At 46.2% G+C, this 26,537-nt stretch carries 19 protein-coding genes and 2 pseudogenes; 18 read left to right on the forward strand and 3 right to left on the reverse strand.

Going from position 1 to position 26,537, the window contains the following annotated elements; genetic code table 11:
• The first annotated feature begins 47 nt into the window (after positions 1-47).
• The 12 genes from AB5217_RS18210 to AB5217_RS18265 all read left to right on the forward strand — a co-directional run bounded on the left by AB5217_RS18210 (position 48) and on the right by AB5217_RS18265 (position 15,308).
• Entirely contained in the window at positions 48-4,016 is a 3,969-nt protein-coding gene (locus tag AB5217_RS18210) for a two-component regulator propeller domain-containing protein (protein ID WP_004318650.1), read from the forward strand.
• A 391-nt stretch (positions 4,017-4,407) separates the two neighbouring features.
• A complete protein-coding gene (locus tag AB5217_RS18215; RefSeq protein WP_004318652.1) occupies positions 4,408-7,566 on the forward strand; it encodes a SusC/RagA family TonB-linked outer membrane protein in 3,159 nt (1,052 codons plus the stop codon).
• 18 nt (positions 7,567-7,584) lie between these two features.
• Positions 7,585-9,477 carry a RagB/SusD family nutrient uptake outer membrane protein gene (locus tag AB5217_RS18220; protein WP_004318653.1) on the forward strand — a complete coding sequence of 631 codons (1,893 nt, stop codon included), beginning with the start codon at positions 7,585-7,587 and terminating at the stop codon, positions 9,475-9,477.
• A 43-nt stretch (positions 9,478-9,520) separates the two neighbouring features.
• A complete protein-coding gene (locus AB5217_RS18225; protein ID WP_004308129.1) occupies positions 9,521-10,282 on the forward strand; it encodes a glycerophosphodiester phosphodiesterase family protein in 762 nt (253 codons plus the stop codon).
• Between the two features lie 972 nt (positions 10,283-11,254).
• The gene (locus AB5217_RS18230; protein ID WP_004308130.1) at positions 11,255-11,605 is read left to right on the forward strand and encodes a reverse transcriptase N-terminal domain-containing protein; all 351 of its coding nucleotides are present in this window, start codon (positions 11,255-11,257) and stop codon (positions 11,603-11,605) included.
• Positions 11,583-11,780 carry a reverse transcriptase domain-containing protein gene (locus tag AB5217_RS18235; RefSeq protein ID WP_008775183.1) on the forward strand — a complete coding sequence of 66 codons (198 nt, stop codon included), beginning with the start codon at positions 11,583-11,585 and terminating at the stop codon, positions 11,778-11,780. Before AB5217_RS18230 ends, AB5217_RS18235 begins: the two co-directional genes overlap by 23 nt.
• Before the next feature lie 120 nt (positions 11,781-11,900).
• The gene (locus tag AB5217_RS18240; RefSeq protein WP_008771115.1) at positions 11,901-12,191 is read left to right on the forward strand and encodes a helix-turn-helix domain-containing protein; all 291 of its coding nucleotides are present in this window, start codon (positions 11,901-11,903) and stop codon (positions 12,189-12,191) included.
• A 336-nt stretch (positions 12,192-12,527) separates the two neighbouring features.
• A complete protein-coding gene (locus tag AB5217_RS18245; RefSeq protein WP_004308132.1) occupies positions 12,528-13,808 on the forward strand; it encodes a fimbrillin family protein in 1,281 nt (426 codons plus the stop codon).
• Positions 13,809-13,861: 53 nt separating this feature from the next.
• Complete coding sequence (locus tag AB5217_RS18250) at positions 13,862-14,116, forward strand: hypothetical protein (protein ID WP_225483524.1); 255 nt, start codon at positions 13,862-13,864, stop codon at positions 14,114-14,116.
• Positions 14,079-14,342, forward strand: coding sequence for a fimbrillin family protein (locus AB5217_RS18255; protein ID WP_225483525.1), 264 nt, complete (start codon positions 14,079-14,081; stop codon positions 14,340-14,342). The genes AB5217_RS18250 and AB5217_RS18255 overlap by 38 nt, the downstream gene beginning before the upstream one ends.
• Before the next feature lie 2 nt (positions 14,343-14,344).
• Positions 14,345-14,836: a hypothetical protein gene (locus AB5217_RS18260; RefSeq protein WP_004318655.1), complete on the forward strand. Its 492-nt coding sequence runs from the start codon at positions 14,345-14,347 to the stop codon at positions 14,834-14,836.
• A 298-nt stretch (positions 14,837-15,134) separates the two neighbouring features.
• On the forward strand, positions 15,135-15,308 hold the full coding sequence (locus AB5217_RS18265; RefSeq protein ID WP_004308133.1) for a hypothetical protein: 174 nt from the start codon (positions 15,135-15,137) through the stop codon (positions 15,306-15,308).
• Between the two features lie 97 nt (positions 15,309-15,405).
• On the opposite strand, the gene AB5217_RS18270 is transcribed toward AB5217_RS18265, so the two are convergent.
• Positions 15,406-19,371 carry an ATP-binding protein gene (locus tag AB5217_RS18270; RefSeq protein WP_004308134.1) on the reverse strand — a complete coding sequence of 1,322 codons (3,966 nt, stop codon included), beginning with the start codon at positions 19,369-19,371 and terminating at the stop codon, positions 15,406-15,408.
• Between the two features lie 195 nt (positions 19,372-19,566).
• Positions 19,567-19,737 (reverse strand): hypothetical protein, encoded by a 171-nt coding sequence (locus AB5217_RS18275; protein WP_008643590.1) that lies wholly within the window; start codon positions 19,735-19,737, stop codon positions 19,567-19,569.
• A 536-nt stretch (positions 19,738-20,273) separates the two neighbouring features.
• Between AB5217_RS18275 and tnpA the strand changes: the two genes are divergently transcribed.
• The 3 genes and pseudogenes from tnpA (at position 20,274) to tnpC (ending at position 22,725) form a co-directional block, all read left to right on the forward strand.
• Positions 20,274-20,708: an IS66 family insertion sequence element accessory protein TnpA gene (tnpA, locus tag AB5217_RS18280; protein WP_004308135.1), complete on the forward strand. Its 435-nt coding sequence runs from the start codon at positions 20,274-20,276 to the stop codon at positions 20,706-20,708.
• Between the two features lie 4 nt (positions 20,709-20,712).
• Positions 20,713-21,057 (forward strand): IS66 family insertion sequence element accessory protein TnpB, encoded by a 345-nt coding sequence (gene tnpB / locus AB5217_RS18285; RefSeq protein ID WP_074759520.1) that lies wholly within the window; start codon positions 20,713-20,715, stop codon positions 21,055-21,057.
• Between the two features lie 82 nt (positions 21,058-21,139).
• Positions 21,140-22,725: pseudogene (tnpC, locus tag AB5217_RS24970) on the forward strand (IS66 family transposase).
• A gap of 274 nt (positions 22,726-22,999) precedes the next feature.
• On the opposite strand, the gene AB5217_RS18300 reads toward tnpC, so the two are convergent.
• Positions 23,000-23,161, reverse strand: coding sequence for a hypothetical protein (locus AB5217_RS18300; protein WP_004314566.1), 162 nt, complete (start codon positions 23,159-23,161; stop codon positions 23,000-23,002).
• 10 nt (positions 23,162-23,171) lie between these two features.
• Here AB5217_RS18300 and AB5217_RS18305 point away from each other — a divergent pair.
• From AB5217_RS18305 to AB5217_RS18315, 3 genes and pseudogenes are all read left to right on the forward strand, one after another.
• Positions 23,172-23,621: pseudogene (locus AB5217_RS18305) on the forward strand (DNA methylase); the annotation flags it as partial.
• A 207-nt stretch (positions 23,622-23,828) separates the two neighbouring features.
• Positions 23,829-24,953 carry a helix-turn-helix transcriptional regulator gene (locus AB5217_RS18310; RefSeq protein WP_004318663.1) on the forward strand — a complete coding sequence of 375 codons (1,125 nt, stop codon included), beginning with the start codon at positions 23,829-23,831 and terminating at the stop codon, positions 24,951-24,953.
• Between the two features lie 346 nt (positions 24,954-25,299).
• Positions 25,300-26,505 (forward strand): hypothetical protein, encoded by a 1,206-nt coding sequence (locus tag AB5217_RS18315; RefSeq protein WP_004308143.1) that lies wholly within the window; start codon positions 25,300-25,302, stop codon positions 26,503-26,505.
• The last annotated feature ends 32 nt before the right edge of the window (positions 26,506-26,537 follow it).

Raw genomic sequence — 26,537 nt, forward strand, 5'->3', positions numbered from 1 at the left:
TCTTATATCCTGTTGTATGTTAATTAATGAAACTAACAATTAAGACAATGCAGAGACTACGTATTTTAGTTATATTAATACTTCTTTCTTTGATGCCTCTTTATTCCCTTGCCGTTCTGAATGAAGGACAATATGCATTCCGTTCACTTGATATCAATAATGGATTATCCCAGAATACGGTCCATGCCATCCTTCAGGATAAACAAGGATTTATGTGGTTTGGGACGAAGGATGGTCTTGACCGGTATGATGGTATCTCTTTTCGGACTTTCATGAAAGAATCCGGAACCTTGGGCAATAATTTCATCACTTCTTTGTATGAAGACAATCTTGGGCAAATATGGATTGGGACAGACGTAGGCCTATATGTCTATTGCCCACAAATGGAAAAGGTCAGGCATTTTACTCTGATAAGTAATTCAAACATAGATATAGACTGTACGGTCAATCTGATAACTGGGGACCAGAAAGGAGGTATCTGGGTTGTAACTCAGACGCGGGGAATCTTCTATTACAATCCCCAGGATAGCCAGTTGGTTAATTATCAGTCGGACGGGTCCGGTACTCTGAACCTTAAAACTTCCGGCCAACTCTATTTTGATTCGGACGATGTCTGCTGGTTGGACATACGTGATGGAAATCTGTATTATTCAAAAGACAAGCTTAAAACTTTAACTCCGATTTTTCCAGAAGATTCAAAAGTGTCTTTCAGAGATGAATACATCTATAAATTGCTCCCCGGACCCTATAATTGCATGTATGTGGGAACTGTATTCGGACTGAAAGAAGTGAACCTAACTAATAAGACTATCCGTACCCTTCTTTCCAAGGATGAATTGGGAGGTGATATTTATATCAGGGAACTTGCATTTTATTCAGATGACGAATTATGGATAGGAACCGAATCGGGACTTTATATCTATAATCTGCACACGGCAAAAATCATCCACTTGCAGAACGTCAACGGTGATCCCTATTCAATCTCTGACAATGCCATCTATTCGATTCTCAAAGACCGTGAAGGCGGAATGTGGATAGGGACTTATTTTGGGGGTGTGAATTATTACCCCCGGCAATATACCTACTTTGATAAAGTCTATCCCCAGAAAGAATCAAACAAAATGGGAAAAAGGGTGCGGGAGTTTTGTGCCGCCCATGACGGCACACTCTGGATAGGTACAGAAGATAAGGGGCTTTTCCATTATTATCCTAGTACTGGAAAAATCGAACCGTTCATTCATCCGGATATTTATCATAATGTTCACGGATTGTATTTGGACGGAGATTATCTGTGGGTTGGGAATTTTGCAAAAGGATTGAAGCGTATTGATTTGAGGACATACGCTGTAAAGCACTATGATAATATTGCAAGTGATATCTTTTCTATCTGCCGGATAACTGCGGGCGATCTGTATCTTGGAACAACAATAGGATTGTTTCGGTACAACCCAGATACGGAACGTTTTAAACGCGTCCCCGAACTTGGGTGGACGTTTGTTTATTATATAAAGGAGGATAAGCAGGGGAATTTATGGCTGGCAACTTATGCCGATGGCGTCTATAAAAAGAATGTCCGTACAGGTGGTTGGGAACATTTCGTACATGAGGAAGCAGACTCGTCCACCCTTCCATCCAATAAGGTGCTGAGTATTTTTGAAGACAGTCAAAATCAGCTATGGTTTACCACACAAGGAGGTGGCTTCTGCCGCTTTGTGCCTTCCGCCAACACCTTTGTCCGTTATGACGGTATCGGTCTGCCAAGCAACGTCATTTATCGGATTGAAGAAGATGAAAAGGGATTGTTCTGGGTTTCAACCAATAAAGGGCTGGTGCATTTTAACCCGAAGAATTCCAGTTTTAAAGTGTATACAGTTGCTAATGGGTTGCTGAGTAACCAGTTTAATTACCAGTCCAGCTATAAGGATAAGAATGGACGGATTTATTTTGGCTGTATTAACGGTTTCATCTCCTTTGCCCCCTCCTCCTTTATTGATAATGATTTTTTACCCTCTGTTTTGATTACCGATTTTATGCTCTTTAATAAAAAGGTGGTAGTCGGAGAAAAAGGCTCTCCATTGAAACAAAGTATCACTTTGTCAAACCATATCGAACTTCAGTCAAATCAGAATTCGTTCTCCTTCAGGATAGCTGCGATAAGTTATCAGTCACCGAGCATGAATACACTGCTATATAGACTGGAAGGGTATGATTCCGAATGGCATACAGCGGGTAAGGGCCCTATTACGTATTCCAATTTACCTTATGGGACATACATGTTACGCGTGAAAGGTGCGAATAGTGATGGTGTATGGAATCCAGATGTACGCACATTGGGGATCAGGATATTGCCCCCGTTTTATTTATCCGTATGGGCATACCTGATTTATATCCTATTGATACTCGGTACATTTTTCGCCCTCTTCTTTTATTTAAGGAAGCGTACTATTGAAAAGCAGCGTAAAGAGATGGAGAAGTTCGAACAGGAAAAGGAGCAGGAACTCTACACCACTAAGATAGATTTCTTTACAAATGTGGCACACGAAATCCGTACTCCTTTAACACTGATAAAGTGCCCATTGGAGAATGTACTTGCTGATAGGGAACTCTCCGAAAATGTAAGGATGGAATTGGAAATTATGGATCAGAACGTGGAGAGGTTACTGAACCTGATAAACCAATTACTTGATTTCCGTAAAGCGGAAAATAAAGGTTTTAAATTGAATCCGAAAGAATATAATATCGGTACTATCGTCCACTCTGTTTATAAGTATTTCACCACTTTGGCAAAGCAAAGGGGAATTAAACTTGAAGTAGAAGTTCCAGAGGAAGAATTGTTGGCTTCTGTTGACAAAGAGGCTTTGACCAAAATTCTCAGTAATCTGTTTGCTAATGCATTGAAATATGCCCGGACATACGTTTATCTCCATTTGTCTGTTGATGAGAAGAATGAGGTGTTCACTATCTCTATGAGTAATGATGGGAATATAGTCCCTATCGAAATGCGTGAAAATATTTTTAAAGCCTTTGTCCAATACCGGGACGGGAAAGATATTGTCTCGGGCACAGGCATCGGATTAGCTATGGCTCGTTACTTGGCAGAGTTGCATCAAGGTATGCTGGTGATGGACCGGGAGCTAGATTGTAACCGTTTCATTCTTTCCATTCCAATATTACACCAGACACTTCCGGATGATTCGGAAGAACAACATAAGAAACCTGGGTATGATGATGAAGATCGTGAAGTTTCTGATAAAGATAAAAGAGAGGTTGCTTCCATATTGGTTGTAGAAGATAATAAGGATATGCTTGCTTTTGTGTTCAGGCAATTGTCTTCATTGTATCATGTACTGATTGCGGAAAATGGGGTCGAGGCGTTGGACGTTCTTGAACAGAAATCTGTGGATCTGATAATAAGTGACATTATGATGCCTCTGATGGACGGGGTTGAATTATGCAAGCATCTGAAACAAAATCTGGACTATAGTCATATTCCTGTAATATTATTGACAGCTAAAACTAATCTGGAATCAAGAATCGAAGGACTTGAAGAAGGGGCGGATGCGTATATTGAAAAGCCGTTTTCTATGGAGTATCTTCGTGCCAATGTAGCAAATCTGTTGAGTAATCGGGAAAGATTACGCCGTCACTTTATTGAATTTCCTTTTATCAAAGCAGATGCAATGGCGCAGACAAAGGCCGATGAGATGTTTATTAGCAAGTTAAATGAGTATGTATTACGCCATCTTGATAATACGGACCTGCAAATTGATGATATAGCGGATGCAATGAATATGGGACGTTCCAACTTTTACCGGAAATTGAAAGGAATCCTAAATATGAGTCCGAACGAATATCTCCGCCTTTTCCGTTTGAAGCAGGCAGCTTCCATACTGAAAGAAGGAACCTATGGAGTGGTGGAAGTCTCTTACATGGTAGGGTTCAGTACCCCCTCCTATTTTTCAAGCTGTTTTAAAAAACAGTTCGGAGTACTGCCTAAAGATTTCATATCGCACTAGTAATATGTATTTTGCTTTAAATTTTATAATATCAGGTCATTTTCTGATATTTTATCCGAGTTGTTCCGGGTAATTTTGCAAATATATTAACAACTAAATTTGATGTATGACAAGGTATTTACTTTTTTTTGCCAGCCAGCCTTCGGGCGGAAGAGAGAGTTGTTTTCCTATCGTATATATAAACGATTCTTAGTTTGAGAATTTGTACTGTAATTTATATAAAGTCAAAGAAATAATTATAAAATAAATTGCACACACAATGAATAATAGAAAAGAAAATGAACAGAGTTGTATAGTAATGAATAAAAAAGAGGGTACATCGTGCATTACGACACACCTCCCTGTATTTCAGAGAAAAATCTACACTACTAATCAAAAAATCTATTGATATATGAACTGTAAAGTAAAACAAGGATGCCTTACCAGCGAAAGCTGTTGCATCCTGTTATGGTTAGCCTTCACATTATTTCCCGTTTCCGTTGTAACGGCGGCAGATAATAGAAAGATCGACGAGAGCCAGCAAAAAGAAGTAAAAGCAGAAATGAAAGGATATGTGGGAGACGAAAACGGAGAGCCTGTTATTGGAGCTACCGTATTGGAAAGTGGAACGCAGAACGGGGTTATAACAGATGTGGACGGTATATTCACTATACAGTTGGCAAAGAACGCATCATTGACCATTTCATATGTTGGGTACCAGAAGAAAACGGTAGTGGTAAAAGATAAGAAGTTCATTTCCGTTAATTTGACTCCGGACAGGAGTATGATGCTGGATGAAGTGGTCGTGGTCGGTTTTGGCAAACAAAAGAAAGAATCCCTCGTGGGAGCTGTGCAGGCAGTGAAGCCGGAAGACCTGAAGATGACATCCAGTAATCTTAGTACTTCATTTGCCGGGAACGTTCCAGGTATCATCGCCGTACAAACACAGGGTGAACCAGGCTCTGATGAGGCGAAATTCTATATACGTGGTATATCAACTTTTGGTTCGAATACCTCACCGCTGATCATACTTGACGGTGTGGAAATCAACGCTACGATGATGAACAATATTCCTCCAGAATCTATCGCGTCGTTTTCTGTGCTGAAAGATGCTACGGCAACGTCCCTATACGGCTCACGGGGGGCTAACGGAGTTATCATCGTTACTACCAAGCAAGGACAGCTTTCCGAGAAAATGTCTGTAGATATCCGCTTTGATAATACTTTCTCCATGCCTACCTATGTGCAGAAAATGGCAGATGGCCCGACTTACATGGATATGTATAATGAAGCCGTTTATAATCAGGCTATTGCCAATAACCAAGAGTATGAGCCTTTCTATAGCCGGGATAAGATAGATAAAACACGTGCCAATGCAAATCCCTACCTGTTCCCAAACAATGACTGGTACAGTATGTTGTTCAAAGACTTCGCCGTTAATCAGAATTTGAATATCTCCATCAAGGGCGGAAGCAAAAATGTGGATTACTTCCTGAATGCTGGAATCTTCTATGAAAATGGTATCATCCGGCAACCCAAGGAAGATAAGCTTGATGTGGGTATGCGCAACAAGAAATACCTGTTTCAGAGTAATGTGACAGCCCGTGTTACCTCTACGACGAAAGTGGGGCTAAATATGAATACGCAGTTGTTCTACCACCATGCCCCCAAAACAAGTACCCGGAATTTGTTCGCCTATTCCATGCATGGGAATCCCGTACGTTTTCCTGCTACACTTCCTGCTGAACCAGGGGATACATACATCCGCTACGGTAGCAATGATCCGTGGGATGTGGGAAAATCAGAGCCGAATCCTTACGCCAAATTGAGTGAAGGTTATACGGAACGAAATTATGTCTATATGACGACCGCTTTCAATCTCGAACAGGACTTGAAGTTTGTCACACCAGGGTTAAAACTCACCGGACTGGCATCTTTCTATAATTACAGTTTTAACTGGCTGGATCATTGGATTGTACCTTTCTACTATAAAGTATCTGATGACTATACGATGGATGATCAGGGAAACTACCTTTATAAGACTTCGACTATCGGTGAGCCGGGAGAACCTTATCTGAAGAGCAATTCCGGGCGTGATCCGACAGAGAGTGTCTGGTCTTTACAGGGAGCGCTGGACTACTCACGCCAGTTTGGTGGACATGATGTGGGAGCTACCCTTGTTTACCACATGAAAGAAACCAAGAAAGTGAAGGACGGCGGAGCTGAAAAAGATCTTCTTCCTTACCGTGAGCAAGGGATGGCCGGACGTCTGACCTACAGTTTTGGTCAGCGTTACCTGCTTGAGGCTACCTTTGGTTATAATGGCTCGGAGAATTTCAGAAGCGGGCATCGTTTCGGATTCTTCCCTGCGATTGCCCTAGGATGGACTATTTCTAATGAAAAGTTTTTCCAACCGTTAAAAAAAACAGTTTCCACTCTGAAAATCCGAGCTACTTATGGATTGACCGGAAATGATGCGCTTGCCACTCGCTTTCCCTATGTAACAGAAGTCAGTATGAATAATAATTTGGATTGGTGGACTGGTAGCGGTACCCGCGTGAATGGGCCGCTTGTAAATATTTATGGTAATGCGAACGCTACATGGGAGAAATCGAAAAAGCTGAATTTAGGTGTCGATATGACCCTTCTTGAATCTATGGATATAACCATTGATTATTTCAAGGAAGACCGTAGTGGAATTTTTATGCAACGTTCGTCCGTCCCTTCAACAATGGGAGTGACAGGTATGCTGCCTTATGCCAACATTGGCTCGGTAAAGAATAAGGGTGTGGATATGAGTGTAGCATACAGCAAAGTAATTGGCAAAGATTGGGTGCTCCGCCTGAACGGTAGTCTGACCTATGCACATAATGAGATTACGGAGATAGACGAACCGGTGAATGTAGAACCCTATTCTTCAAGAATCGGACACCCGATAAACAGTATTATGGGATATGTGTCTGACGGATTGTTTACTTCTCAGGAGGAAATAGACAGATCTCCCAAACAGTCGTTCGGAAATTATACGGTGGGAGATATTAAATATAAAGATCTGAATGGTGATAACGTGGTGAATGGTTATGACAGGACGATTATCGGCAATCCTGAAATTCCGGAGATTATCTATGGTTTTGGAGGAACGTTGAAGTATAAAAAGTGGGATTTGTCTCTGTTTTTCCAGGGAGTGGCCAAAGTCAGTTTAATGATGAGCGATATTCATCCGTTCAGCGAAGCGGGCCATAAAGGATATAACATTGCACAGTATATCGTTGATGACCACTGGTCGGAAAGCAATAATGTAGCCGGTGCCGCCTATCCCCGATTATCACCCGAATTTATCACGAACAATGCGCAAACCAGCACTTATTACCTACGTAACGCAGCTTTCCTGCGCCTGAAGAATGCCGAACTGGGCTATTCCTTCTTCCCGTGGCTGCGTGTGTATGCAGCAGGTACTAATTTGCTGACATTCTCTCCGTTCAGTACCTGGGATCCTGAAATGGGAAGTGGGAATGGTTTGAAATATCCGCTACAGCGCACGGCCAAGATCGGGATTCAGTTTCATTATTAATTAAGAACAGAATAAGTTATGAAAAATATATATACAAAGTTATGCCTGTCGGCAATCGGCTGTTTAATGATGGCATCATGTGATTTTCTTGATGTGGTTCCGCAAGGTACTGCTACCGTGGATGATATCTACCGAACACAATATCAGGCTGAAGGAATGGTACTGTCTTGCTACGCGAATATCCCTAACTATTTCCATCCCCAACAATTTCCTGATTTTACCGGAGGAAACGAAATCATAACGAGCAAAGGAGGAACAACGCGCTGGTTTCATTTCCGCAGTCTGGTTTATGGGGAAGAATCCCCAACAACGACTTATTACTCATTATGGAGCAATACAGCAAAATCTTATCCGCAGGGTGCTGTGAAGAAAGCAGTATGGGAAAGTATCCGCAATTGCTATAATGTGCTTAATAATCTGGATAGGGTATCGGACATTACCCCCGAAAACCTGAGCTGGTGGAAAGGTGAAGCGCTGTTTTTGATCGGGTATTATCATCAGATCATGCTGGAGTACTATGGACCGATAGTTATTATTGACAAGGAAATACCAATGGAAAGTTCTCCGGCCGAGATGATGACCTCCCGTTCTCCTTATGATACATGTGTCGATTTCATTGCCAATAAATATTCGGAAGCAGCTAGATTACTTCCTGGCGTATGGGATTCAAGTAAGAGAAACAGGGCTACCTCTTCTGCTGCCTTGGCTTTCAAGGCTCGGCTGTTGCTTTATGCCGCCTCGCCGTTAGTCAATGGGAATAGTGAGTTTTATTCCGACTTTAAAAACCCCGACGGCACTTTTCTGATTAACCAGACTTATGACCGGGAAAAGTGGAAGAGAGCGATGGATGCTGCCAAAGAGGCCATAGACCTTTGCGAAGAGAACGGTTACAAACTTTATGGAAATTCGACCAATGACTTGGAGCAAGGGAAGAAAAACTATCATGAAGCCTTTGTCGGTGATGGGATCAGTGGTAGCGGATTTAACTGGAATGAAGTCCTGTTTGGCTTTGCTGAACAGGGAACTATTTCCTACTGTATCAAGAATATGGCTCCTCGTGTTGAATTTACAAGTTATTCGACCAAAGGTTTTAGAGGGTCCTTATTCCCGACGTGGGATTGTGTGAGTAGGTATTATACCAAGAACGGTCTACCTTGGGCAGATGACCCCGAGACTAAGAAGCTTGATCCGTATTCCATTGCACCAGGTGATAGTACGGTACGTTTTCACAGGAATCGTGATCCGCGCTTTTATGCCTCTATTGGCTTTGATCGTGGAAATTATGACGTGCAGGGAAAGACAATAGTGCTCAAATGCAGACGTGGTGAAATGCAGCAGAATAATGGCAATGCCAAGGATGAGTATCAAACGGACAACGGTTATTATTGTCAGAAATGGGTGTCTAAATATGATACCTATAATAGGACTACCGATCAAATAACCTACAACCGTTGGTGCTTTCCTTATATGCGTCTGGCCGAACTCTATCTGAGTTATGCAGAAGCGGATTTCGAATATAGCGGCACACTGAGTACTGCCAGTCTGTCCTATTTGAATAAAGTACGTGAACGTTGCGGATTACCTACCTTTGCAGATTCATGGGCAAAAGCCGGTGGTATTCCTTCAGGAGAGAAGTTGCGCGAAATATTACATGATGAACGCTCCATTGAATTGGCTATGGAAGGCAGACGTTTCCATGATATGCGCCGTTGGAAAATTGCCCATACTGAAATGATGCGTTATCAGAAATCCTGGACATTATCCGGAAAAACCGCTGATAGTTTTTATAAACTTACGGACATGAAAGAAACCGGCGTTCGTAATTTTACCGCTCCCAAGAACTATTGGCTTGCTATTCCACAAGATCAGATAGAAGTAAATCCCAATCTAGTGCAGAATCCGGGATACTAGAGAATCAGCTCTTATATAACTAACAATTAGAGGAAAGGACAAAATGAAAAAGGTAATGTGTTTATTGGCAATTATGTTTATGATTGCCAATACTTCGGCACAAACACGGGTGATTGCCCATCGTGGTTTCTGGAAAACCCAAGGATCAGCACAGAATAGCATTACATCTTTGTTGAAAGCGGATTCTATAGGATGTTATGGTTCGGAGTTTGATGTCTGGCTGACAAAAGATAATGGTTTGGTGGTTAGCCATGATGGGATTATTCAAGGGCATAAGGTTGAAGAGTCCACTCTGAAGGAATTAACCGGGTTATGGTTAGCGAATGGAGAATGCGTACCCTCCTTAAAAGAGCTTCTGGAAACAGCTAAGCGGAAAACATCTTTGAAGCTGGTGCTGGAGTTGAAAGCTCATAGTAAACCCGAACGGGAGATAAAAGCTGTTGAAGAGATCGTTTCGATGATAAAGAAGATGGGACTCGAACCCCGGATGATATATATCACCTTTTCGTCTCACGCATTAAAGGAACTGATCCGTCAGGCTCCCACAAGCACTCCTGTATATTATCTGAAAGGGGACTTATCTCCACAACAACTGAAAGAATTGGGTAGTGCCGGACCGGATTATCACTTCTCTGAATTTTACCGTTATACCGATTGGATTGAAAGTTGCCATGCCTTGGGGCTAAAAGTGAATGTATGGACGGTTAATAAAAAAGAGGACATGCAATACTTTTGGGATAAAGTCGACTTTATCACTACAGATGAGCCGTTGGGACTGTTGAAAGATATAATGAAGGTCAAATAGATATATTTTCTGAGATAATGTATAGTCCAACTGATTACCTTTAATAATCTGTTGATTATTTATGTTTTTGGAAAATGAGTTTCAAGTTTTCAAACGACTGTTCATGTTGATACAGTTGAATGCTGATTGAAAACAAAACAATAGCGGAAACAATGAATGTCAATCTTGTATAAGAAGGCAAACGTCCAAATTTATAGTTCAGCTCCATTAATCGAACTGAATAGGGGTATTTATTAAATAATATAAAATTAGCCAACTAATTCATAGCCAAATTATTGCGAATTAGTTGGCCTTTTTGTATCTTTAGGTATTCCGTGCGACAAGAAGTCGTACAAGTAATTGTTCAGCACTGTGCCTGAACCTATTGTTCTGTCAATAGTAGTCTAAAGAGGCGTGCTTTACCAAGTCATGGTTTAGTGCGAAGCCCTCTTGACAATGCAGTCCTTTACAGAAATATCCAATGTATAGGCTGTTAGGCTGACTGATATGAGTAACATATGTGAATCGCTACACCATCGTAATAAAGAAATAGCTTACGGATATTTATAAGCTATAGCCAAAAGGTGGGTAGTCAGGATAGTCTTTTGGGAATGTAAGGCTACACGGACATCATACTGGCGGTGGAGGGGCGGGCTCTAAGTCGGGCGTCAGTTACTTGTACGGAACTTGGTAAACCCGTATTTCTCCTGTCTATGTCAGGCAGGTAAGCCAATTGCAAGAAAAGCCGAATGTGGTGCGGGTAAAGGATTGCGGAGAAAGTGAATGATTCTGTGTAATGCGGAGGATAGAGGTTTAAACATCACCCCATGCGAAATCAGGCAGACTTCCGCAGGGTAATTCTTTGTGAAACGATTGTAGAACTTTAATAAAATGAAGAAACTGCAAATGAGCAAGGCAAAAGCCGAGTGTGCATCTTTAACCGTACGAAACACGACATGAAAAGATATCGATTCTTCCAAATATGAGCGTAAAGTGAGAAAACTGCAGGTCCGAATAGCAAAGGCCCACAAAGAAAAGAGGTACAACAAGGTAAAGGCCTTACGGTACCTACTTGCCACTTCCTACGAAGCCAAGGCATTGGCGATAAGGAAAGTAACTTCCAATAAAGGTAAACGTACGGCAGGGGTTGACCATATGAAGTGGGACACTGATGCCAAGAAAATAGAAGCTATATGTTTATTGAAAAGGAGAGGATATAAGGCCTTCCCGCTGAGGAAGGTCAACATAGCCAAAGCAAATGGCAAGACAAGATCTTTGGGAATACCAACCATGAAGGACAGAGCCGTGCAGGATATATCTTATGGCTTTAGAACTTATAACTGAAAGTGAAGCGGATGCGAACTCATATGGGTTCAGAAAGTTTAGAAGTACTGCGGATGCAATAGACGCACTTCATAGATGGTTGAGTAGAGACTGTTTACCACAATGGATACTGGAAGGTGACATTAAGGGTTGTTTTGATCATATTAATCATGAATGGCTTCTCAACAATGTGTAGATTGACAGGCTGGTATTAAGGAGATGGCTGAAAAGCGGAGTAGTATTTAATTGCAAAGTATCAATAGATACGCTACACTTTTTCTTTTCGTTGGCAAATCTTAATCCGTATCTTCGTTGCATGAAAGAAGATATACGGATGCGCCAAAAATGGCTTGAGCTATACGTCGAAACGGGTTCTGTGACAAAAACTGCCCTTCGGTGCGGGATTACCCGTTCCACGTTATACCGTTGGATAAATTGCGAGAAAGAACAAGGCAAGTCGGAATTGTCCGATAAGTCTAAACGTTCATCAAGACTTGCCAATATGAAGATAACACCTGAAATTGAAACCATTATCCTTAATCTGTGCGTGAGACAAGAAGATGGGGAGCGCAACGGATTGCCAACTATCTGCTTAGGAAGAGAATAAAGCTCTCAGGCATGACGGTGTGGCGTGTGTTGAAAAGCATCAGGTCAAAGCTGTTGTGAAACGTTGCGAGAAATTTATTTCTTCTTCCAGCCGATTTTTTCCATCGGCAACATCCGGATAACCATATACCCCCGCCGTTGTTCATAGCGGCAGGAAAAACATGCCTGACGGCGATACGTGACGCACGGCACTCAAACCCTCTATTCCAACGTGAAACTGACCGCAGAGAGGGATGCCGCCACGGGCGACCTCGTGTGGAAGTCCAAGGACAACACGACACTTGTGGGGGGATTGTCGGATGAGCACTACTACCTCTACTATCCCTACTAAACGGATATGAGCGGAAAGACTGCCACTCCCACAGGCTCAGCCTTGACCGACACGGAATTCTTCGCCCCGTTGGTTTCCGCTTGGCAGCCTCAGGACGACCAAAGTACTCATGCGGCATATACCGCCTCCGACTTGATGACTGCCGAAGGCTCCGCAACGACAGGGGAAGACAACACCCTCCACCTCTCTTTCACCATGAACCATCGTATGGCATTGGCCGTCATCGAGATGCCGAATACCGTTAAATACAAGTTTACCGACGAGAGGATTCCTGATTACGCCGTGTCACCCGCCACTACATTCTCTGGCATTGCCCAGCCGCTGCGCGTGAACGATGGTACATACCGCTACTTGGTGAATCACGCGACTCCCGCACCGACTATCGAAGGACATTATGACGAGGGAAGCAAGGAGTTCACCATAACCCCGTCCGGCCTTTCTACCGGCAGTTACAAGAGATACAAGGTGGACGGCGCGGTGACAACTGTAAAGGACTACACGATGCAACGGGGAGATTACCTGCTCGCCGACGGCAACCTGCTGCCTAAGGGTACTACCCTGACCGAGGAGCAGAAGGCAAGCGTGGCGGCCATCGTCTTCTGGACACCGGCAGAGACCAATCCTGAAGGACGGATCACGCCGGCGTCTCTGGATTTCGACAAGATTATGGTGAAAGAACATCCCAATTGCACCCATGGCCTTGCCGTGTCGATTAAAGATGCTCCGGGCAACGTCTCGTGGCAAAACGTTAACGACTGGGTGGCGGATTTTCAAAGAGGAACAGATTTCAATCCTGTCGATAAGGATGAGTACGTAAACATTGCCACTGGTTTCGATGCGACCGGCAACATAAACAGGATACTCGGTTACCAGAACACGAAAGTGCTGTGGGCGTATAACGGATATTGCAAGACAAACGGCAAAACCGATGCCTTGGTCAATCCTGCTGAGGTCCTGAAAACATTTATCGCAAATAATCCAGCCCCGGCAAACAGCACCGGATGGTTCTTGCCGTCGGTAAAGGAACTGCACATGCTATGTTATAAGGATGTCGATAATATTGCGTACACACGGGACAACACAGAGACGAGGGATATAGTCGAAGTCTCCATCTCCGCCGTTGGCGGTGACGCATTGTCACCGCGCAATAACCATAAACGTTTCTGGTCTTCTTCGGAGAGCCCCAGTAATAAGAATGGCGCTTTTAGCGTGTATTTCTACAATGCCTTCGCACAGCTCAGCGAAAAGGACGGCGCACTCAATGTGCGTGCCGTGTGCGCTTTCTAACCACATAAAACAAAGAAAAATAACGATGTGAAAGGAACAGGATATTCCGGACGATGGATGCGCATCAGCGGCTGGTAGCCGATGTTGATGCTCGCGGGCGGGCTACTCGTCTCTTGCGGCAAGATGGAAACGGGAGAATCTACTACACGTTTACCCGATGGCAAGTACCCATTGCGACTGACAGCGGAGGTGGCGCAACCGCACCCCCGTGCCGGCGGCAAGGAGATAGGAGTGATGCTGGATGGCATGCTCAGCCTCCAAAGGTACGTAATGGACGCCTCGGGCAATACTGTCCCAAAGGATGCTGAAAACACCATTTACCGGAAGAGCACTACCGAGACATGTGTCACGGCACGGACTCCGAATGCCGATATCGACCAAAGTGGCGGGTATGCCGGCTTCGGCCTTCTATACGTCACCGTAGTGGGAGGTTATGACCAAGCCGTCAGCCTCCGTTTCAACCACCGCATGGCAAAAGTAGAGTTCACGCTCATGGCGGGCGAAGGTGTCACGGAGGAAAAACGAATGAAATAGACGTGGTGCAGACGGTGCCGGGCAACACCTGGATTGATGGCGGCGAGGAGAATGTGGCGGTAGCCAAAACAATACACTACACTGCCGATGAAGTGAAGGCTGGGGACTACATCTATTCGGGCAGGAGCACTTCGGACGGCGGACTGCGCAAACGCTATCCCAATGGGAAAGCTCAGGTCATCGCAGACCCGAAGCCGCAATCCGTAGCGGGCAAGACGGTCGCCGGTGTCGTCTTCTGTATACCGAAAGACACTGACCCCACAGGCAGACTAACCCCAGCCCGACTTACTGATGATAAGATTATGATGAAAGATTTTCCGAATGCCGAAATTTGGAATTATATAGTCAACCCATCCCTCGTCGCTGCCGGCGGTCCGACGCCAATTTATACCACCTCTTACTGGTCGTCTACGGAGGCATATTATAGCCCTAACAATGCATATGCCATACACTTTCCAGATGCCACTCTGGAAAGTAATGATAAGTACTTATAAAGTTAGGTTTCTGGCCGTGTGCGCTTTTTAATCACATTAAAGAAAGAAACTGTAGCAAAGCATTCTACATTCGATTCCGGCGGCGGTGCTCCTATCGCTTGCCGCCTGTACGCAAGAAGAGCTCCCGGGCAACCAAGACAAGGCGCAGCAACTTACTTTCTCCGTTACCGATGGTGGATATACGTCGGCTGTTCGCAAAACCACCCGTACTGTGGAGAATGGCTGCCAAACCAAGTTTTCCGAAGGCGGGGCCTGCGGCCTATACGTGGTGCGGGGCACTCAAACAGTCTATTCCAACGTGAAACTGACAGCCGAGAGGGATGCCGACACGGGCGGTCTCGTATGGAAAACTGAAAGTCCGACACCGCTCACAGGCGGGCTGTTGGACGAACACTATTATTTCTACTATCCCTATCAGGCACGAGCCTCAATACTGGGGCAGGGCGGCTGTTCGCCTTCATCATTACGGTGAACGAGTTAACCGTGCCCGGCTTGTCGGTGCGGAGCGAAACATACACCATCTCCGACAATAAGACCTGCCATATCCTGGAGTCTGTCTGCCCGTGATGTTATCCTCTCATCGAATTCCTGTACTCACTCGGGCTCATTCCATAGTACTTCCTGAACACCTCCCTGAAATATCTGACATCGGAGAACCCCGAGTCATCCGAGATTTCCGTTATCGAACAGTCTTTTTCCCTGAGCAGTTGTGCCGCATATTGCAGCCGCATGGAGCGGATATAGTCAGCCGGGGCATGGCCGGTGAGCGCCTTCAACTTGTTGAAAAATCCGGTGCGGCTCATGTTCTGCATGCCACAGAGCATGTCCACACAGAAACCGGGGTTGTCGATATTCTTCATGACGCATTCCCTTACGGAGGCCATGAATTTCCAGTCCCGGGTATTGTGGCAGTCCGGCGGAACCTGTCCGACTCCGTCCTCAAGACCGGCGTATGCCCGTTTGAGCAGTGCCCGGTTTGCCAGTATGTTCCTGATATTCGCCCTGAGCACGTTTATGCTAAACGGTTTGGTGATATAGGCGTCAGCTCCGTTTTCCAGCCCCTCCAGCATGTCCTTCTCATCTCCCAAGGCGGTCAGCAGCATGACCGGGATATGGGATGTCTCAATATCGGATTTGACGGACGCGCAAAGTTCGTCCCCTCCCATTTCAGGCATCATAACGTCCGAAAGTATCAGGTCCGGATTGTATTCTCTCGCCACAAGCAGCGCGTCCCGTCCGTTGGAACAGGTTTGGACCAGGTATTCCTCTTTCAGCAGCCCCTCAAGGTAGGTCCGCAAATCGTCATTGTCCTCCACAATAAGAATACGCTGCCGGTCCCCGCCGGTCATTGTTGGAAGGATCTCACGCATGGGGCCGCAATCCGGTCCCATGCGGGTTTCCCCGGTATCCTGTTTCCTGGGCGAAGCAACGGGGCATGCCTTGTCAAGGCGTCTGCTCCTCAGGGGAAAAATAACACATACCATGGTCCCCTTCCCCTCGGTACTGGTAACGCGGACCCTGCCTCCGTGCAGCCTTACCAGCCTATGTACCATCATCAGTCCGACACCGTTTCCCGCCACTTGCAGATTGACGGCATTACTGCCCCTGAAATGGTTCCTGAACAGTTTCTTCCGTTCCTCAGGTGGAATGCCAATCCCCGTGTCTTCCACTTCCACACCCCATACATGCCGGTCCGCGAAGGCACGGACCTGGATACTCCCGCCCCGTGGAGTGTACTTCAGTGCGTTGGACAGTATATTCTTCAATATAGAGTCCATTTTGTCCTTGTCAAACCGGACATTCAGGTAAGGGAAGCCGCTCTCACGGGTGATATCGATGTCCCTGATGGAGGCATATGTGCGGAATGCCTCACAGGTCGTCTCCAGATAACTGTTGAGCTCATATTCCGAGACATGAAGTCTCAAGGTGTAGTTGTCCGTACTCTCGAAATCTATCAGGCTGGTGACCAATCCCAGAAGTCCGTCCACGCTTTTCAGGGCCATCCGTACATTGTCCATCCCCTCCGCCTTCACCATGTCTTTCTCCACCACCTCTTCCAGCGGAGCCTTGATCAGCGTAAGCGGAGTACGGACATCATGGGCAGTATGTATGAAGAAGCACGTCTTTTCGTCTGATATCCTTTTCTGCCTGCGCAACATGGCAACGCGAAAAGACACCACCCCAGCCAACACACACAATGACGCATATCCGGCAATGGCCCATGTACCCGCCCACAGCGGCCGGGCGACACTCAGACCGAGGCTTCTTTCCTCATACACCTTGTATTTCTCCTCATTGGAGACGGCACGGATACGCAGGGTGTAGTTGCCTGGGGGCAGGCTCGTGAACTGTATCCGCCCGCTCTGGACCGGATGGCTCCAGCCCTCGTAGAGCCCCTCCAATTTCCATGAATATAGGATGTTCGAGGGATAGTCGTAGTTGATGGAGACAGCTTCCAGGGAGAAGGTATTCTGGTCATATGCAAGTTCCAGCCTGACGGTATTGTCAATATCCTCCCTCAAGGGGGATCCCTTGTCCCCGGGATAGACGGGGCGGTAGGAGATCATGAAATCCCGCAGGAGCATCCGAGAAAAATGCGGGGCGGGTATCCTCATGTCGGAGGGGAACATGACGGCTCCGGTGTTACTCCCGAACACGAAGCTTTCCCCGTGCCGGAAAGTGGATACCCCGGCATTGAGGCATACGCTTGCCAGCCCTTGTTCTGCCGTCCAGTTTCTGAAAGTGCCGCTCTCACGCCGGAACAGGGCCACGCTGTTTTCGGTCCCCAGTAGCAGGGTGCCGTCCGCACGGGGGACAATGGTATGGATGTTATTGGATATCAGGGCGCAGTTCTCGGTCTGGTATTGGCGGACGAACCTGTCCTCCACGCTGTCATAGACGAGAAGTCCCGCCCCGCCGGTGCCGATATACAGGAGCCCGTCCGGTGCCTGGTACAGTGCATAGACATGAACCGCCTCGACTGGAAAGGCGATATGTCTGCAGGTCCCCCCGTGCCCGTCAAGCAGGTACAACCCCATGCCGGTACCGATCCACATCCATTCCGGAGCCTTCTCCAGTATGGCGGTGATGGGGCCCGGGACCGGGTACAGGCGTACTGTGCCGTCATGGGGATCGAAACGTTTGAGATTGTGGCAGCCCCCTGTCCATATACATCCTCCGGAATCTTTTCCGATGTCATTGATATACTGGTCTGGACGCCCCTCTGCTGCAAAGGAGGGGGGAAAGTATTCCACCCTCCCGGTTTTCTTTTCGATCCTGTACAGGCCCGAAGCGTACCCGCCGGCGCAGATGACACCCGGCGAGACCTCGCAGAGCGTCAGGAAGATATGGTTCCCGCCATCCTGTATCCCATCGGACCGGCTGAGAAAGGAGCGCCACCGTCCTACCGCAGGCTGCAGCAGGCTGATCCCGTTGCTGGTGGCGAACCACAAGTCGCCTTCGCTGTCTTCGATGACATCATGCACCTGATCGTTAACCAGCGACCGGCTGTTGCCCGGTGAGTGCCGGAACCATTCATAGCTCTGGTAGCGGTTATTCCGGATTGTGACTCCGGCGGGGTAGTTGGCAAGCCAGATACGGTCCCCGCCATCCACATAAATGTCATTGATATTGTCTCCGTTCATGCCGTTGTGGCTGGCGTAGTCGGCGGTTATATAGGGTTTGGGCACTAGCGAGTCCATATCCATCCTGTATACCCCCCTTCCGCCCGTGGCTATCAGCAGCTCCCGGTCATTGAGAGGGGTGATCCGGTTGACGGCCACATTCCGCAGCGTACTGCCTGCGGACACTCCGTATACAAGTATGCCCTTCCTGAAGGTTCCCACGAACAGTTTCTTCGAACCGGGGTGGTAGTAGAGTTCGCTGACCGGCGTCCGGATGCTGTCCGTGTCCGCAAGCGCCTCAAGGACACCGTCCCTTTCCCGTACCGGAAAAAGTCCGTTCACGGTACCGATGAAAAGGTTTGTACCGTCCGTCTCGCTGATAGCGGTTATATCACCTCTTAAACGGGAGACCAGCCGCTGCGCAATGCCTGTGCGGGTGTCATAGCGGATGATATGGTCACCCTGACAGAGCCATATGCGGTCCCCACGGTCCATATAGGCGTAACAGAGCATGCCCGTGGCGAAGTCATCCTGAAGACCGGGTATCCTGTATACCATCCGGAAACGGTCATGGAGGGTGTCGTAATGGAAAATACGGCCTTTCCTTCCCACAACCCACAGCGTGTTCTCCGTGTCGGTGTAGAGCCAGTTCAGATTGACTTGCGGGGCCACCTTCAGATTGCCGTCAAGAACAGTGTAATGCCTGATCCGCTTGCCGTCATAACGGTCCATCCCCTCCTGGGTGAGGAACCACATGTATCCCCTCCCGTCTTTTTGGATACGGTAAATCCTCCGGTTACTCAATCCGTCCTCTATTCCCAAGTATTTATATATCTGGGCTCCGCACATGGAGGAAATTCCCAGCATGAGGAATGCGGACAGTATTCTTCCCATATTCCGAACACGTGTCATTCTGATGTAAATTAGACAACAACTGTTGCAAATATATAAAAATATAAATTAATATACAAATTTAAACATAACCTCGGATGTCGGCATCAGGCGGTATGTCCTCAATGTCATGTACCCCGGAAAATAGCTGCATACGGGACCGGCCCATGATATGAACATATTCCGAGAGGCGGTTGTTCAATTGACCCGACGGAATTATGGCTTGCCGGGCTCGGGACTGTCCGCAAGGGTACGTTGGTCCGGTGTGCGGAATACCATCCATACCTCCGGTCCGAATTTATATCCGCGGGTGGTACAGGTGCCGGTCGAGGTTTGGCAGCCCCCAATAAAGCGGGCCGAATTGTTTGTAAGCACTCTTACCCTCATGCCCGATTTATAGATAATCTTCCAACAGTAAGAAGTTATAATTCGCATTTAAGAACAATGGCGGGCATTTCTTGTTAATATTATAATCATATAAAAGAGGCGCATCCGTTAGTGCCAGATTTGTTCACCACTTTCATCGTTGCGTATCGTATTGCGAGTTGTCCGTATCAGATGTTTATCCCCTCTTTCTTAAGACTTCCTGAGAACTGCCTGGGAAAGGACGGCTTTCCGCATTGCGACTTCATCCACAGCCCTTGGCGGTATAGCCATGCCTTTCACGGGGACTACGGTTGATTCATGCGACACAGCAGATTCCGGTGCTATAACAGGGTTGCCTACATACTTGTGCCTCTTTTCAGCTTGCTGTCCAGATCCGAGTTGCGCACTTTACCCGCAGGTTGGACGGTTGTACATAACAATATTGATCTTTTTGGGGGCTAAAAGTCGAATATCCCCTTAAAGTAAGCGCCTGAGTAAGTACATCTTCTACAGTTCATTTTCCCTCCTTACTTTTGCTGCAAAAAAAATAATATCCTATGATGCAGCGACGTAAACACATGATGAGCAGAGAAAAATTTATCTCCGTTCTTTTCCGTCAGCAGCAGAGTGGTTTGTCCATTGCTGATTTTTGTGAGAATGAAGGTTATAGCCGTAGTAGATTCTATCTTTGGAAACAAAAATACGGTATAACGGAGCGGGAGTTATTGGCAGAAGCCTCCCGCTTAGGGGTTAAAGACAGCTTTGTCCCCATAGTAATCAATGGCGACACGCCATCCCCCGGTATATCTCACGAGGCTCCCCTGCCATCTCCCCAGCCTAGCGTCCCCTTTCCCTTGAAAGGAAAGGACAGCTCTGAAATATCCTTGGAATTACCCAACGGATTGAAGTTGAAGTTTAAAGGGTCTTCCGGCTGTGAAGCTGCCCTGAATCTGATCTCTAAAATATATAATGCCAATGTTCTGCCTAAATGACAGCATGAGATATTTCCTGTGCCCCGGTTATACGGACATGAGGAAAGGTATGTTCACTCTTTGCGGCCTTGTGCATGAGAGGATGGGAGGCGACATCAGAAGTGGGGAGGTATTCATTTTCTACAACCGTTTCCGGACCAAGATAAAATTGCTCCATGCCGAACCGGGCGGTCTGGTCCTTTATGAGAAACTGCTTGAAGAAGGCACCTTCAAGATACCCGCCTATAATCCTGCCACCCGTTCTTACCCCATGACCTGGAGTGACCTGGTCGTTATGGTGGAAGGCATCAATGAAGATGTCAGCAAAGGCAGGCAAAGACGGCTTTCCAATTTGAAAAAGCATTGGTAAAACAGTTGTAAACAAACAGCTTGAAGGCTTGTTTTTCTTGTTGTTTTTGACTATCTTTATATCATCAAAAAAAAGATATTGAATGGCAAAAGAAGATGCAACCGGACAAGCTGTGGAACCCTCAATGGAGCAGCTGCTGGATATCAACCGTAAACAGAGTGAGATCATCTCAGCCCAGGCAAGGACCATAGAAGAACTCCGGGGTACGATAGTTGAGTTGAACGCCTCCCTGGCATGGCTGAAGAGGAAGGTGTTCGGAAAGATGAGTGAGAAATGCAAGCCTGTCGATAACGGAGACCCGAAGCTCCCTTTTGACTATGGCGACCTGGAACAGATAGAGGCGGAAATCGAAGATGCCCGGAGCAGGGCGGCTGAACAGATTACCGTCCCCAAGTCCCGGGCCGCCAATAAAACGCCGCGCCGTAACCGGGTCGTCATGGATAACCTTCCGGTTGTAACAGTCGTCATCGAACCGGAGAATGTCGATTTAAGCAGATACGTCAAGATAGGCGAGGAACATACCAGGACCCTTGAGATGAAACCCGGCTACCTCTATGTGAAAGACACGGTACGTCCCACATACGCCCTGAAAAATGAAATGGAGGCCGTTGATAACGGAGAAAAGGCTGTAATAACCGCTCCCATGCCACTGATGCCCATATATAAAGGTATGCCAGGGGCTTCCATGCTCGCTGAGGTCCTTTTACAGAAATACGAATATCATGTCCCGTTCTACCGACAAGTGAAACAGCTGGAACATCTGGGTGTGAAACTGTCCAAAAACACATTGGACGGCTGGTTCAGACCGGTCTGCGAGCTTCTCAGGCCACTTTATCTGGAACTCAGGAAGAAAGTACTGGCCGCAGATTACTTCCAGGTTGACGAGACCACGCTTCCGGTTATAAACCACGACAGGCATAAAGCCGTAAAAGAATACATCTGGATAGTCCGAGCGGCTGTGCCGCGTCTGCCTTCTTCCATTACGACAACGGATCGCGTTCACAAAAAGTTGCGGTCAGGCTTTTGAAAAACTTCAAAGGATATCTCCAAAGTGACGGCCATCCCATTTATGACGCCTTTGAGGATGGGGAGGACGTATGTCTGTGTGGGTGTCTCGCGCATATCCGCAGACATATAGAGCTGTGCAAGGAAGAAAATCTGGAATATGCCATGCAGGGACTCAAATTTATCCAGGATATGTATAATGTGGAATACATGGCGGATAAACAGGAACTCCCGTATGAAGGACGTGCTGAATTACGCCAACGTCTATCCAAACCGATGCTTGACAGCTTTGAACTCTGGCTTAAAAACACATACCCTAAAGTTCTAAAACGAAGTCTTATGGGAAAAGCCATAGCCTATGCCTACTCCCTGCTGCCAAGAATGAAACCGTATCTCCATGACGGAAGAATTTTCATTGACAACAATCGCTGTGAGAATGCCCTGAGGCCACTGGTCATATCAAGAAAGAACATGCTGTTCTGCGGAAACCACGAAGCGGCTGAGAATACGGCTATAATCTGTTCCTTGCTTGGCTCATGTAAGGAACGTGGTGTCAACCCCAGAGAGTGGCTGAATGATGTGATCAGTAAACTCCCCTATTATCTGGCTCCCAAATCAGACAGAGACCTGAAGGAACTGCTACCGGATGTATGGAGAAAATAATCAGGACAGTTCCGGGAAAATGCAGGAAAAAACGGGAAAAAGCGAGACTGACACTCAATGACAACCCTGAGATAAGTTGGTATATGGAAATTGAGATGCACTTACAATGGAGTGCATCCCACTGAAAAATTGAATGCACAAGATGTAGTTGAGCAGTCGCTTACCCCTTAAAAACAAGGAGCTGACGCATGTGTACAGCCCCTTATTTTTTGTATAGCCCGGCCTCCTCTGGCATATTGCCGTTGCTTCCATCTGTAACAAGCAAAATCAGAATCTATATGCGGAACTTTTTGTTCCCGTAGCTGAGAAAGTCCTTCGTGGCATATTTCACACTGAATGGTCCGTAGTCACCGAGAGCCGAATGCGCAATTTGCTTGTCCGGTTCTGTCACATGCTCGACAGGTTCTCCCGTAGTATCAGTATCCTTGTATGACATAGGCTGCATGCTGGCGATGGCTGACCCGGTAGCCGCCGCACGCAATTTCCTGAACGCATTGGAGAGGATTCCGTCCATCATTGACCAGTACAAGGCGAAGAACGAGGTGCAGGAAAAGGAGGTCTCACAGTTGTAGGAGATAGCCGGGAAGGTATGGAAGAAGGAGGACGAACTGAAACAGTTGAAGTCCGAACTTGCAGCACTCGACCGAAAGATACAGTTGGAGCTTGAGCCGCCTACGCCCGAAGTCGCCGAAAAGGAGAATGACGGACAGGAGGTCAAACCGGATGCGGAAGGTGTACGAAACGTATCTCCACAACACACCGAAGATGTGCCGCAGATACGCAGCTCGGTGAATGAACGCAGTCCGTCTGGCAATTTTATTGCCGACCACATCATCATCGGGCGGCCGGGATTCAACGTCCGTGACGAGTGCAAACCGAAAGGTATAAAAATGTGAACGAGTGTGCGGATATATATGGCAGGATTGGGAACATACCATTCCTTTTCCTGCTTTTTCCATCAATATGACATAATGGCAAGGATACCATACAACAAGCCCTCGATTATATCAAAATAGGGTGTTGAAAGTAAATCGTCATGGCAAATCCGCCATATATTCAGTATTTTCGCTAATTTTGCATTCAAAATAGTTAGGCATAATAAAATGGAACCATCTATATACAGTTATTCACTTTGTATTGCGCTACCGTTGATGTTGTTCTTCGGCTTTTATTTTTTGTTGGCTCCAACCTCGGAAAAAGCCATTTTCAATAATTATCTGCGTTCCCGGCGAATTATGGGGGTAGCCATACTGTTACTTGCCGCCAACTATTCGGTACATTTCTTTTTTGGAATCAGGTTCAAGAATACCGATGCCGCCATCCTGATGAACCTGTCCACCTATTTTTTGTGCTACTGGTTGTTCAGTTCGGCCCTCACCACTCTGCTTGACCGCTTTTATATCACCAAACGTCGGTTACGGACGCATATCTGTCTATGGATACTGTTTTCCATCCTTTCCGGCATCGTTCTGCTGTTGTTACCAAAAGGTGGTTTACAGACAACGGTGATGTTTGCCTTGGCCGCATGGTTGGTTATCTATGGGCTGTTCTTGACCCGTAGGCTTCTCCGGGCCTATCACAGGGTCATCCGCATTTTCGATGACACCCGTGCGGACGACATCGGTGCCTATATCAAATGGCTTTCCATTTTCACCTACTGGGCTGTCACATTCGGGGTGGGATGCGGACTGCTGACATTCCTGCCTGATGAATACGTCTATATCTGGATTCTGTCATCGGTACCGTTTTACATTTATCTCTTCCTTTGCTATCTGAACTATCTGCTGTTTTACGAACAGGTGGAAAACGCGATGGAAGATGGCATGACTTCTGAAGAGGAAGACCTGTGTGACACCACAAACCGGGAACAGGCACAGAGGCAGGATACTCCTTTTTTCCATGCCGAAATAGCGAAAAAAATCAAAGGTTGTATCGATGCGGACGGTTATATCCGGCCCGGCCTTACCATAAAGGAGCTTTCAGATGTGCTTCATACCAACCGTACCTACCTGTCCGGGTACATCAAAACTACGTATGACATGTCGTTCCGCGATTGGATTATCGGACTTCGTATAGAATATGCGAAACGTCTGCTTGCGCGATATCCGAGGTTGACGGTTGCCGACATCTCCGAGAAATCCGGTTTTTTGTCACCAAGCCATTTTATAAGGCTGTTCAAGGAAAATGCGGGCTGTACCCCTAAATGGAGGAAAACAGAGGCGGAATAATACGGTGTGTTATGGATGGAGGAATAGCCCAAACGACAAAAAATAGCCTAAACTACAAAACTAAAATGTTCTAAACCACAAAGATGTGCGATTCTGACAATTGAGACAATTTTTATAGGCAAGAATCGGGCTGAATTTAAATCTTTTCGCTTATTTTGCACTTGTCGGTTGAGCCTGCGTCATCTCCAAAAAGAGTAAAACAGGGTTTTATGGGTGATTTTAACGTGTGTAAAAGAAAATGCTACCCAAATAACTTCAAATAAAGACAACTCTATTTCAAGCGGCAAATGAGTTCTACAGCTTGAATTTGAATAATACAAACAATAGGATTCTCCTTTAAAAAGTCATGAAAAAGATTCATTTACTTCATTACTTATTGTTGTGCTACATGGTTCTTGCGGTAGCTACATCGTGCGGCGATGACGAGGATGACTACGCCCCCGACAATGTAAATGATCCCGAGAAACTAACTGATCCTTTGCCTACTACCGACCAGTTAGGCGTAACACACAACAACACGCTTTATTACCTTTCGTTCTGGAGCAAAGAAGACCATATGATATCCGAGAACATGATAAACCGTTACAAGGAGGCGGTTCCTTATGCTCCGGGAAAGAAGATGGAGGTTGGCGACGCGTTCTTCTTTACCCGGCAGGATATTGACCGGATTCAGTCGGATACCGATTTGCTGGCTGACATCAAGGATATGTTCCATAAGCGGAGCATCGTGATGATGATGGAGGGAGGAACGAACGAGGATTTTAATACCGTCTGCACGTTGCTGGATTGCTATAATCCTTATGCGAAGGAAGATGAGTCTTATTCGGACGAACTGCCGCTGTGGGTATTTTCTGGACCGCTTCCGTCGGCGAGCGGATTCTATTCCAAGCTCAATGCGCTCAGTACTGCTACCGGAGCTGATGGCAAAGAATCTGTACAGACGATTAATGAATACGGGCAGGGATTTCATTGCGACATGACAAGTCAAAGTTTACAAAGAGCCCTGGAACCGAAAGCTCCGTCAAACGGTTCGTCGGATTTGAAAAACTTGATATCTGCCTATATCGTTATCGGTCAAAATAGCTATACCGCACCTCCTGTTCATGGACATGAAGGTAAAGGGACAACCGATAATTTTCAAGTAGAAGCTAAGATATGGACCGCTTATAGCAAAGACCGGAAAGAACATTTTTATTTGGTAAATCTGGGTTTTATAGCCTATGTAGAACCTTCTTTTTATGGAGAATGGCATACCAAGGTCAGTACTCTGAAAATGAAAGGGTATGGCTTTTGCCTGACTGACGTAAATTTGGAATTCGCTCCGGTTCACCCGAATGGTGCCATTATTCATGCACATTCCCCGCAAACTACGGAACGCCAGAGCTCTTATACCAGCAGTGTCTCTTTCGAGTTAGGAGGAAGTGTCAGTGTCACTGGACCAGAGATTTCAGGAGGAATAAGCATTTCCAATAGCCATACGGAAACAATAAATGATATTGAAGTTATCAATAGAACCAATCCGGCCCAAGGAAGCCCACAGCTTAGGTGGTAGTTTAATTTACGCGAACCTTCTTCACATTTTAA

Source organism: Bacteroides sp. MSSM.1001136sp1_RTP21357st2_D2_RTP21359_211015, assembly GCF_040913205.1.
Taxonomy (GTDB): domain Bacteria; phylum Bacteroidota; class Bacteroidia; order Bacteroidales; family Bacteroidaceae; genus Bacteroides; species Bacteroides ovatus.

Excerpts from the sequence above, each read along its gene's own strand:
- AB5217_RS18210 (WP_004318650.1), top strand. The coding sequence starts at position 48 with ATGCAGAGACTACGTATTTTAGTTATATTAATACTTCTTTCTTTGATG.
- AB5217_RS18215 (WP_004318652.1), top strand. The coding sequence starts at position 4,408 with ATGAACTGTAAAGTAAAACAAGGATGCCTTACCAGCGAAAGCTGTTGC.
- AB5217_RS18220 (WP_004318653.1), top strand. The coding sequence starts at position 7,585 with ATGAAAAATATATATACAAAGTTATGCCTGTCGGCAATCGGCTGTTTA.
- AB5217_RS18225 (WP_004308129.1), top strand. The coding sequence starts at position 9,521 with ATGAAAAAGGTAATGTGTTTATTGGCAATTATGTTTATGATTGCCAAT.
- AB5217_RS18235 (WP_008775183.1), top strand. The coding sequence starts at position 11,583 with ATGGCTTTAGAACTTATAACTGAAAGTGAAGCGGATGCGAACTCATAT.
- AB5217_RS18240 (WP_008771115.1), top strand. The coding sequence starts at position 11,901 with ATGAAAGAAGATATACGGATGCGCCAAAAATGGCTTGAGCTATACGTC.
- AB5217_RS18245 (WP_004308132.1), top strand. The coding sequence starts at position 12,528 with ATGAGCGGAAAGACTGCCACTCCCACAGGCTCAGCCTTGACCGACACG.
- AB5217_RS18250 (WP_225483524.1), top strand. The coding sequence starts at position 13,862 with ATGGATGCGCATCAGCGGCTGGTAGCCGATGTTGATGCTCGCGGGCGG.
- AB5217_RS18255 (WP_225483525.1), top strand. The coding sequence starts at position 14,079 with ATGGACGCCTCGGGCAATACTGTCCCAAAGGATGCTGAAAACACCATT.
- AB5217_RS18270 (WP_004308134.1), bottom strand. The coding sequence starts at position 19,371 with ATGACACGTGTTCGGAATATGGGAAGAATACTGTCCGCATTCCTCATG.
- AB5217_RS18275 (WP_008643590.1), bottom strand. The coding sequence starts at position 19,737 with ATGAGGGTAAGAGTGCTTACAAACAATTCGGCCCGCTTTATTGGGGGC.
- tnpA (WP_004308135.1), top strand. The coding sequence starts at position 20,274 with ATGATGCAGCGACGTAAACACATGATGAGCAGAGAAAAATTTATCTCC.
- tnpB (WP_074759520.1), top strand. The coding sequence starts at position 20,713 with ATGAGATATTTCCTGTGCCCCGGTTATACGGACATGAGGAAAGGTATG.
- AB5217_RS18300 (WP_004314566.1), bottom strand. The coding sequence starts at position 23,161 with ATGTCATACAAGGATACTGATACTACGGGAGAACCTGTCGAGCATGTG.
- AB5217_RS18310 (WP_004318663.1), top strand. The coding sequence starts at position 23,829 with ATGGAACCATCTATATACAGTTATTCACTTTGTATTGCGCTACCGTTG.
- AB5217_RS18315 (WP_004308143.1), top strand. The coding sequence starts at position 25,300 with ATGAAAAAGATTCATTTACTTCATTACTTATTGTTGTGCTACATGGTT.